Source organism: Bradyrhizobium sp. Leo78 (genome assembly GCF_059512425.1).
Window position 1 is genome coordinate 36,402 of sequence record NZ_JCAMOT010000025.1, and the last position, 10,564, is coordinate 46,965.

General features: G+C 61.3%; 6 protein-coding genes. 3 read left to right on the top strand and 3 right to left on the bottom strand.

Translation table 11 applies throughout. From position 1 onward, the window contains the following. Positions 1–84 precede the first annotated feature (84 nt). Positions 85–2,604 (top strand): glycoside hydrolase family 65 protein, encoded by a 2,520-nt coding sequence (locus AC5ZG1_RS27515; protein WP_496134678.1) that lies wholly within the window; start codon positions 85–87, stop codon positions 2,602–2,604. Positions 2,605–2,634: 30 nt separating this feature from the next. On the opposite strand, the gene AC5ZG1_RS27520 is transcribed toward AC5ZG1_RS27515, so the two are convergent. Beyond that, on the bottom strand, positions 2,635–3,645 hold the full coding sequence (locus AC5ZG1_RS27520) for a hydroxyacid dehydrogenase (RefSeq protein ID WP_496134629.1): 1,011 nt from the start codon (positions 3,643–3,645) through the stop codon (positions 2,635–2,637). Between the two features lie 129 nt (positions 3,646–3,774). Next, a complete protein-coding gene (locus AC5ZG1_RS27525; RefSeq protein WP_496134630.1) occupies positions 3,775–5,280 on the bottom strand; it encodes an L-lactate permease in 1,506 nt (501 codons plus the stop codon). A 342-nt stretch (positions 5,281–5,622) separates the two neighbouring features. Here AC5ZG1_RS27525 and gap point away from each other — a divergent pair, with 342 nt between their 5' ends. Further along, on the top strand, positions 5,623–6,630 hold the full coding sequence (gap, locus tag AC5ZG1_RS27530; protein ID WP_130225214.1) for a type I glyceraldehyde-3-phosphate dehydrogenase: 1,008 nt from the start codon (positions 5,623–5,625) through the stop codon (positions 6,628–6,630). Between the two features lie 295 nt (positions 6,631–6,925). Here the strand turns inward: gap and AC5ZG1_RS27535 are convergent, their stop codons facing one another. Then, on the bottom strand, positions 6,926–8,629 hold the full coding sequence (locus AC5ZG1_RS27535) for a long-chain-fatty-acid--CoA ligase (RefSeq protein WP_496134631.1): 1,704 nt from the start codon (positions 8,627–8,629) through the stop codon (positions 6,926–6,928). Between the two features lie 501 nt (positions 8,630–9,130). On the opposite strand from AC5ZG1_RS27535, the gene AC5ZG1_RS27540 reads away from it, so the two are divergent. Then, positions 9,131–10,444 carry an acyltransferase family protein gene (locus AC5ZG1_RS27540; RefSeq protein ID WP_496134632.1) on the top strand — a complete coding sequence of 438 codons (1,314 nt, stop codon included), beginning with the start codon at positions 9,131–9,133 and terminating at the stop codon, positions 10,442–10,444. The last annotated feature ends 120 nt before the right edge of the window (positions 10,445–10,564 follow it).

The following is a 10,564-nucleotide window of genomic DNA, read 5'->3' on the forward strand; positions in this document are numbered from 1 at the left end:
GGCCATGGTGCGGACCTGAAGAACGCCGGTGCCGATATCGTCGTCGCCGACCTCAACCAGATCGATTTGGAATTGGACGATCGAGTGACGCCGCGCCCGCTTGTCGCCAAGCCCGACGTGCATCGGCTTGACCCGTTCATCGCGCAACAAGGAACCGAGACCCGCCATCCCGCGGCCCGCGCTCGGCCGGACCCTTGGCTGTTTGTCCATGAGGGGTTCGATCCTGCCCTGGAAGGGCGTCGCGAAACCCTGTTCGCCGTTGGCAACGGATACTTCGTGACCCGCGGAGCCGCCGCCGAAGCGCGCGCTGATGATCTGTATTATCCCGGCACGTATCTCGCCGGCGGCTACAACCGGCTCACCACCATGATCGATGGTCGCCCGATCGAGAACGAGGACCTGGTCAACCTCCCCAACTGGCTGCCACTGACCTTCCGGATCGACGACGGAGACTGGTTCGACCTGCGTCGCGTCGAAGTGCTCGAGTATCAGCAAACGCTCGATCTGCGCCACGGTCTGTACTTGCGAAGTTTGCGGGTGCGCGACCCGCTGGGGCGGGAAATCAACCTCACTGAGCGCCGCTTCGTGCACATGGACAGCAAGCACCTCGCCGGCCAGCATGTCACCGTCACCTCGCAGAATTGGTCCGGCCTGCTCACCGTGCGCGCCATGCTGGACGGCGACGTCGCCAATACCGGCGTGCCGAGATACAAAGCGTTTGAAAGCCGGAATCTGCGTGTGTGCGAAGCCGCCGCCTTCGCGCCTTGCTCCATGCTGCTTCAGGTGGAGATGACGCAGTCGCAGCTACGGATCGCACAGGCCGCACGGTTGGACGTACGCGCGCGCGGGCTTGATGCCGCCGTGCACAAGCACCCGATCGAGGAAGCGGCGCGCGTCGGCTATGACATCGCCCTTGATGCCGTGCCGGGCGCCGGCATCGAGATCGAGAAGATCGTCGCGCTCTATACCTCCAGGGACCGCGCCATCGCCGATCCGGAAACCGCAGCGCGCACGGCCATCGCACGCGCCGACAGCTTTGATGCACTTCTGCAAACCCATCAGCGTGTCTGGGGACATTTGTGGGAGCGCTGCGACCTGGATCTGCTCGATATCGCCAGCGACGAAGCGGATGAGACGCATTTGGCCGTGCGTCTGCATCTCTTCCATCTGCTTCAGACAGCTTCCAGCCACAGCATGGAGCTGGATGCTGGCATCCCCGCCCGCGGCTGGCATGGCGAGGGCTACCGTGGCCACATCTTCTGGGACGAGCTGTTCATCTTCCCGCTGCTGAACCTGCATTTTCCGATCCTCGCGCGTGCCTTGCTGCTCTACCGCTACCGGCGCCTCGATGAGGCGCGCTGGGCCGCGCGGCAAGCCGGCTTCCGCGGCGCGATGTACCCATGGCAGAGCGGTAGCGACGGGCGCGAAGAAACCGACGTGATGTACTTCAACCCGCGTTCCGGCAACTGGATCAAAGACGACACACATCTGCAGCGCCATATCGGCGCGGCCGTCGCCTATAATGTCTGGCAGTACCATCAAGCCACTGGCGATGCCGAGTTCCTTTACTCCTTCGGCGCCGAGCTGATGTTCGAGATTGCCCGCTTCTGGGCCAGTCTTGCGCAGTGGAACGAAGCACGCGACCGCTATGATATCCGCGGGGTGATGGGGCCGGACGAATTCCATGACGGCTATCCGGATCGGGATGAGGCAGGCCTGGACAATAACGCGTACACCAATGTCATGGCCGTCTGGTGCATTGCCCGCGCGCTCGACCTCTTTGAGCTGCTGCCAAAGGAACGCTGTCACGAATTGTGCCAGAACCTGCGGATCGAGCAGGAGGAACTCGCACATTGGGAGCATGTCAGTTGCAAGTTGTACCTGCCATTCCACGACGACGGCATTCTCAGCCAGTTTGAAGGCTATGAGCTGCTACAGGAATTCGACTGGGACGCCTATCGCCGCAAATACCCGAATATCATGCGGCTCGACCTGATCCTCGAGGCGGAGAGCGACTCGCCCAATCGCTACAAGCTCTCCAAGCAGGCCGATGCGCTGATGTTGTTCTATCTGTTTTCCGCAGAAGAACTGGCGGAGCTCTTCAACCGCCTTGGTTACACTTTCAATCCTGCCACGATCCCCAGAACCATCGACTACTATCTGCGGCGCAGCTCGCACGGCTCCACCCTGAGCGCCCTCGTGCATGCCTGGGTCTTGGCGCGCTCCTGCCGGCAACGCTCCTGGTCACTTTTCACGGAGGCTCTGCAAAGTGACATCAGCGACGTTCAAGGCGGGACCACGCGCGAAGGCATTCATCTCGGCGCCATGTCCGGCACGATCGACCTGCTGCAACGCTGCTTCACCGGGCTGGAGCTGCGCGGCGAAGAACTGCATTTTCACCCGGCATTACCGGATGAACTGCGCCGGCTTGCATTTCGGCTCCGCTACCGCCAGCACTCGCTCAGCGTGGATATAACCCAGGATGCGCTGACGCTGGCGAGCGATCCAAGTGGAGCGGACGCAATCTCCATCGCGGTCGACGAACGGCATTTCGTTCTGTACCCGGGCGAGCGAACCAGCGTGCCGCTTCACCGTGCGTCCTGATCACGCGAGCACTCGCGGCGCCGCGAACTTTCAATGCGCGGACACGACGTTCTGCGGCGTCCCGCGCGCAAACGCCTCGATATTGGCAAGCGTCGTCGCGGTGATGCGCTGCAGCGCCGACTCGGTGTTGTACGCATTGTGCGGCGTCACCACCACATTGGGAAAGCGCAGCAACACATGGTTCGCAACCAGTGCCTTGAAATCATCGGCGTCCCGAACTGCGTCCTGGTGGAAGATCGCCGCCTCCTCGCGGATCAGGGGCTCCTGCGGCAGAACGTCGAGGCCGGCGCCGCGGAGCCTGCCGTTAGCCAGCGCCCGCACCAGCGCTTCAACGTCAACGATATGGCCGCGTGCCGTATTGATCAGGATTGCATCCGGCTTCATGCGGGCGAGCTCGCGATCCGAGAGCATGCTGGCCGTGCCGGACGTTGCGGGCACGTGCAGCGTCACGACGTCCGAATCCGACAACAGTTTGTCGAGGCTCGCGTAGGAAAACTTGAGCCGGACGGCGGCCGCTTCGTCCGGTCGGAGGTCGTAAGCAAGAACATTCATGCCGAAGCCGCGTGCGATTTCGATCACGCGAATCCCGATCCGGCCGGTGCCGATGACGCCGATTGTCCCGTCGCGGAGCTCAAAGCCGCGTAGCCCCGTCTGCGTGAACCGCCCGCGCCGCGTCCGCTCCACCGACTCCACGAGATTGCGCGCAACTGCCAACAGCAGAGCGAAGACGTGCTCGGCCACGGTGGAATCGCCATAGTCAGGCACGTTCGACACGATGATGCCGTGTGCGGCGCAGTAGCTGAGATCGATGTGATCGTATCCCGTCGATCGCGTCGCTATCAGCTTTAGCCTCGGGAACTGTGCGAGGGCTGCTGCGTCAAACCGCGAGTTGATGAATGGGCTGGCAACTTCGGCCTCGGAGAAGTCAGCCGCGTTCCGTTGGTCCAGCGGCTCAGCAACGCAGCGCACGCGATGGCTTGGCTCAAGGCGCAGGAAGGCTTGTCGCTCCCATTCCTCGGTTTCGAACACGACAATGTTCATGATGGCCTCCCGGGTCTGAGCACGGGTTCATAGCTCCGATGAGCTTATGCGGTCCAATCCAGATGCAACCTTACATGACGGCAGGAATCAGTCCAGCCGCTGCCATCCGATGGAACAACGCGGCCACTTCTAAAACGGGAACCATCGCGCGAACGTCAGCGCAAGAACGCCTCCCAGCGCAAGGTATCCAAGACAAACTGGTCCCGTCTTCCTCAGAATATCGCCTTCACGTCCTTGCAGGCCGACCGTGGCAGCGCCCGTGATGATGTTGTGCAGCGCCGCACAATTGCCGACGGCAGCTCCGAATCCCTGGGCGGCGATCAGTGCCAACATCGGCAAGCCGAGCCCGGCAGCGGCTGCCTGCTGAAGATCCGTCAGGAGGATGTTGGAGACGGTTGTCGATCCCGTGATGAAGGAGCCGATTGCCCCAACTGAAGGCGCAAGCAGCGGCCACGCCTGACCGGTCCGTGTAGCCGTTTCCGCCAGTGCCTCTATCATGCCCGCATGGACCATCAGCCGCGCTATCGCGAGCATCGAGAACAAGGCAGCGGCGACGGGAACCAGTCGACGGATAGCAGCAGTGACGGCACCGGCCAGATCGGCAATCTTGCATCCCTGCAAGAGCCCGCCGAACAGAAATCCTGCGAGCAGCATGGTCCCGGGATGATAGAGGAGCTCGACGCGTCCGCTGAACGGTCCGGGCAACCCCCATTCGAGCACAATCTGCCGGAGCGGATCGCGGATCTGCGGAACGAGACGCGTCACGAGGATCAAGCCGACCAGCACGGCATATGGTAGAGCAGCAATGGCAAGCGATCTCGCATCCAGAGTTTCAGCTTGCTGCGGATGCATCCGTCTGAGGACAAAAGCAAATGCCAATCCGCCGGCCAGCGCTCCGCCGATCGTCGGCAGCTCTGGTCCTACCCACATGGCCAAGACCAGGTACGGCAGCAGGAAACAAATGGCGGCGACGATGGCCCATGCCGCGTATTTCACCTGGAATCGCGCTTTGCTCGCGATGAACACGATCGAAAGCACCAGCATTGGCGCCAGGCTCGCATGCAGCAAGGCCGTCGGCGGGGCGATGCTGCTGCCGCTGATGCCTGACACATCGGCCTGCGCCAAGATCGGAGTGCCGAGCGCGCCAAACGAAGTGCCTGTGACATGACCAATGAGCGGCAAAGCGACCGCCACGACGGGTGTGTAGCCGAGACTGACCAGAAGAGGCGCAGCCAGGGCGATAGGTGTGCCGAACCCCGCCGCTCCTTCCATGAACGACGCAAAGAACCAGGCGATGACGAGGGCAAGCAGGGTCTCGTCCGAGGACAAACTCATCAATCCCCTGCGGATGGCATCGATCGCGCCTGAGCGCTGCTGCAGCTCATAGAGGGACAGAGCCGGCAGGATGATCCACACGATGTCAGCGGCCGAGAAAGCTGCCTCCGCACCGGTTCCGATGAGCACTCCGGCGATGCCCTGCTCAGCGTAGATGCGCGTTCCGAAGCCAAAGAATCCGATTGCGCCAGCCGCGGCCGCCACGAGTCCGACCAGTCCCGCGCTGGCCGCCGACCACCGCAATACGGCCATGAGAAGAACGATCAGAGCGAGTGGGGCGATCGAGACGAAGGCTGCCATTCCGCTTTCCGTGCATTTGATTTGGTTCGCTGCAAGGAACCATCAATCGCGAGCCCGATTAAATGCCATTATATAGGCCATCTCGGATAGCCCACAGTAGAGCCGCAGACGGGCGCCACGCTGATAATCGACCTTGAAGCGTCAGAACTCATACGGCCAGCAGACACGCCTAAAGCGAGTTCCATCATGCCCCGGGGCCAAGTGTCCGGATCAAAAGGAGGCAGGCAGTCGCATAGGGCCGTCCGCACGACAATGCCCACCGTCTGAAATCATCGAAACTAGTATCGTCCCTATCCCGACAGGAAACAGTGTCGGAGCGTAGTGCCAAGAAGGGAGCCGAAAATGACCGTTCGCGTCGCCATCAACGGATTCGGCCGCATCGGCCGTAACATTCTCCGCGCCATCATCGAGGAGGGCCGCAAGGATATCGAGGTGGTCGCTGTCAATGATCTCGGGCCCGTGGAGACCAACGCGCACCTTCTACGATATGATTCCGTGCACGGCCGCTTCCCAGGGCAAGTCAAGGTCGAAGGCGACGCCATCAGCGTCGGCAACGGCAAAGTCAAAGTCACCGCGATCAAGGATCCCTCGGACCTGCCATGGAAGGACCTGGGCGTTGACATTGCGCTCGAATGCACGGGCGTCTTCAACTCAAAAAGCAAAGCTTCCGCTCATCTCAAAGCAGGTGCAAAGGCCGTTCTTGTCTCGGCGCCGGCCGACGGCGCCGATCTCACGGTGGTTTACGGCGTCAATCACGACGGGCTGTCGAAGGAGCACAAGATCGTCTCCGCCGCCTCATGCACGACCAACTGTCTGGCGCCGGTTGCCAAGGTGCTCAACGATGCGATCGGGATCGAAAGGGGCTTCATGACAACGATCCATGCCTATACGGGCGACCAGCCGACGCTGGATACATTGCACAGAGACTTGTACCGCGCGCGAGCGGCGGCGATGTCGATGATCCCGACGTCAACAGGCGCGGCAAAGGCGGTCGGCCTCGTGCTACCGGAACTGAACGGCAAGCTCGACGGTGTCGCCATTCGTGTCCCGGTGCCGAATGTCTCGGTGGTCGATTTCAAATTCGTCGCCAAGAAGGCGACATCGAAGGACGAGGTGAACGCCGCGATCAAGCGCGCCGCCGACCAGCAGCTTAACGGGATTCTCGGCTATACCAACGATCCAAATGTTTCCATCGACTTCAACCACGATCCGCACAGCTCCGTCTTCCACATGGATCAGACGAAGGTCATGGATGGCACGCTGGTACGCGTGATGTCATGGTACGATAACGAGTGGGGATTCTCGTGCCGCATGGCGGATACCGCCGTAGCGATGGGGAAGCTGATCTGAACCGAGACTGAGGGCGGATCGCGGAGCGAAGGTGCCCGACGAGATTGCTCGATATGGGACTGTCCCCATTTCTCGCGGCTCAGGGCCGCGCGGATCGTTTGCAACTCCATTCTCTTCTCAGGATCGATCATCGGGTAAGTGAGGTCGATTTTCTCCACCGCCTCGACGATGGAGGCAGCAAACACAAGCCGGGTGAACCATTTGTTGTCGGCGGAATGCCCGATGCTGCGCGTCGCGCTACGCGCCTGCAATCCCTGCAGGCGCAGGATCGAAGCTGGCGCTGCCAAACGGGGGGTTAGCCAGGGAAGCCGACGGTAGTGAAGCCTGCCGACTCGTCGCGCAACTGCCGGCGCAAGATCTTGCCGACATTGGTCTTGGGCAGCTCGGTCCTGAACTCCACCAGCCGCGGCACCTTGTAGGGTGTGAGCCGCGTTCGGCAGTAGGCGATCAGGGCCGCTTCGGTGAGGTTTGGATCCTTCTTGACGACGAACAGCTTCACCGCATCGCCGGAGCGCGGATCGGGGATGCCGATCACTCCGCATTCGAGCACTCCCGGGTGGCTCGACACCACCGCCTCGACCTCGCTCGGATAGACCTTGAACCCGGACACCGTGATCATGTCCTTCTTGCGATCGACGATCCGAGTCCGGCCGGTCTCGTCCATGATGCCGATATCGCCAGTGAGGAAGAAGCCGTCGGGAGTAAAGACGTTGGCCGTCTCATCCGGACGGTTCCAGTAGCCCGGCATCACCTGCGGGCCGCGCGCGCAGATCTCGCCCGGCTCCCCAAGCGGCACCTCGTTGTTGTCGTCGTCGCGAATCGAGATGTCCGTTGACGGCATCGGCAGCCCGATGGTGCCGTCCCATTCGGGTGCGGTCGGCGGATTGCAGGTCAAGACCGGCGACGTCTCCGACAGGCCATAACCTTCCCACAGCGGCGAGCCCGTGGTCCTGAACCAACGGTCCGCCACTGATTTCTGCACCGCCATGCCGCCGCCGACAGCGCACTTGAGCATGCTCCAGTCGATCTTGCCGAAATCCGGATGATTGAGCAGCGCGTTGTAAAGCGTGTTCACCGCCGGAAAATGGTTGACCTTGTACTTGGCAAGCTCCTCAATGAGGCTGGGAATATCGCGCGGGTTTGGGATGAGAATGTTTTGGCCGCCGGTACGGACGCTGAGCAGGAAACATGCCGTCAACGCGAAGATGTGATAGAGCGGCAGCGCCGCCATGACGGTCAGACGATCGACCTTCGGCTCGTTCTCCAATACCGGCTTCAGCCATTCGTCGATCTGCAGCATGTTGGCGACTACGTTGCGATGCAACAGCATCGCGCCCTTGGCGATGCCCGTGGTCCCGCCGGTGTATTGCAGGAATGCGAGATCGTCGGATCCGAGCTGCGGCTTGGTCAACGTCATGTTCTTGCCGGCCGCGAGGGCCGCATTGAACGGCGTTGCGCCCGGCAGCGAGTAGGCCGGCACCATCTTCTTCACCCACCGTACCACCAGATTGACGATCGTGCCTTTCATCAAGCCCAGGAGGTCGCCCATGGAGGCAACGACGACGTGTTTAATGCTGGTCTTGTCGATTGCCTGCTGCAGGGCATGCGCGAAGTTCTCAAGCACGATGATGGCTTCGGCGCCGGCATCCTTGAGCTGAGTCTCGAGCTCATGCGCCGTGTACAAGGGGTTGATGTTCACCACGGTGAAGCCGGCACGAAGGACGGCGCAGATCGCCACCGGATACTGCAGCACGTTCGGCATCATGATGGCGACGCGTGCACCCTTCGCCAGGCCTCTGCCCTGCAGCCAAGCCCCGAAAGCGCGTGACATCTCGTCGGTTTCACCGTAGGTCAGCCCCTTGTCCATGCAGATGAAGGCGGTGCGCTCGCGATATTTGGCAAAACTTTCTTCGAGCATCGCAACGAGCGATGCGTATCGCGACGGGTCGATCTCCGCCGAAACTCCCGGCGGGTAGTGCTTGAGCCAGATGCGCTCCATGGCACTCCTCCCGACGGCCGGTAGATACTGCGCCTCGGCCGGTCAGGCCTCTGGAAGTGTCGGCTTTCCATTGGCTACCGGCAAGTGCGGCCAGTGCCTCACTTCCGAAGTTCGTAAAACACGACAACAATTTTGAGACGAACCTCGGAAGTAACTTGCGTCAACAAATTCATGATTCTAATGCCGTTTTCTGATCTGAAGTTCCTGAACGAGCTTGCGGCAAATGCTGCAGGGAACTTCAAATTGGCGGCATTGGCCCACAATCAGTGGTCATGCCACCAATTTGACCGTAGTGCTTATTCGGCGATTTCAGGCTTACGGTCCCGCAGCCGCGATGCACTATGCATCCAAGCAGCAAACGTCGAGAGAGCTCCGGACCGTCCGCGTTTGCAACCCGGTTCGATCGAGCTAAGGTCGCGGAGGATGCTCACGAGCGCCAATCCGTTGACTTGCTCATGTTGACTTGGTCACACAGGCTGGACGGCAGGTTGGAGAATGATCATGGCGGCTTGGTCCCGTGCTGCCGAGCTTGCTGACCGGACGCCCGCGTCCCGAAACCGCTACGTCGACTTCCTGCGAGCTATGTCGATGCTGGTGGTGATTGTCGGGCACTGGCTGGCCGCCGCGCCCTATTTCGACGCAACCGACACGTTGAAGACATCCCATATCCTGACGGTCGTTCCTTGGACCGCTTGGCTTACATGGGTCGTGCAGGTCATGCCGATCTTCTTCATGGTCGGCGGATACGCGAACGGCATCAGTTGGCGTGCCGCGCGACGGGACGACAAATCATATGCAGCCTGGCTTGAAGGCCGCTTGCGGCGTCTCGTGTGGCCAATCCTCCCACTGCTCACGGTTTGGGTGGCGATCGTTGCAATTGAGTACGCCCGCGGCGTGCGGCCGGAGCTGATCAGCTATGGCTCGCAGGCTGCGTTCATACCAATCTGGTTCCTCGCGGTGTACATCGGAATTGTTCTGCTCGTGCCAGCCACTGAGGCTGCATGGGCCCGATTTGGTATGGGATCGTTCTGGGCTCTGACAGCCGCTGCAGTTGCTGTCGATGTCATGTACTTTGCCGTCGGTTTGCGCTGGCTTGGCTTCGCGAACTATCTGTTCGTCTGGGGTGCAATCTCCATGCTCGGTTATGCGTGGCTCGACGAGCGATTTTCCGAGCTCAGGACACTGCTAGTCGGCGCCGCTTTGGGCTTTTCCGTGCTACTTTTGCTGGTACACATCGGGCCTTATCCTGTCTCGATGATTGGCGTCCCCGGCGATCCGGTCAGCACCACGACACCGCCGAAGGTCACGCTGATAGCGCTCGCAATCATGCAGGGCGCGTTGCTGCTTGCCGCGCAGGTACCCGCGCGCCGCTGGCTGGCTGGCCGCATAGCGTGGACGGCAACCGTGGCGATGAACGGCAACATCATGACGCTGTTTATTTGGCACCTGACGGCCACCACCCTTGTGATCCTCGCAGCCTATCTCGCCGGCGGCTTCGGTCTACGGCTTGAGCCGGGAAGCTCCGAGTGGTGGTGGTCGCGGTTCCCGTGGCTCGCAGCGAATGCGATGGCGCTTATTCCTCTTGTTATAGCATTTGGACGCTTTGAGCGGCCGCGCGCGACTGCGGGCGCACCGGCGCCCGCGTGGCGCTACGTGCTCGGCGCCCTCATGACCGGCACCGGCCTTGCGCTGCTTGCGGCGCAGGGAGTTGGTGGATACGGGAGGCTTGGATTGAACGTGTGGGGTCTCGCGCTCGCGCTGATGGGCATCGGCCTTATCGCAAGCAGGATCGGTGCGTCGCGCAGTGTAATCTAACCCTGCGGCAACGCACAGAACAGATTGTCCGTTTTTCTCGCTCTAATATCCTGTCCTACGACGAGCACGTGATCGGCCTGTACCAGCGGTTCTGCGCGCTGTCTCGAATGGGGTGAAGAT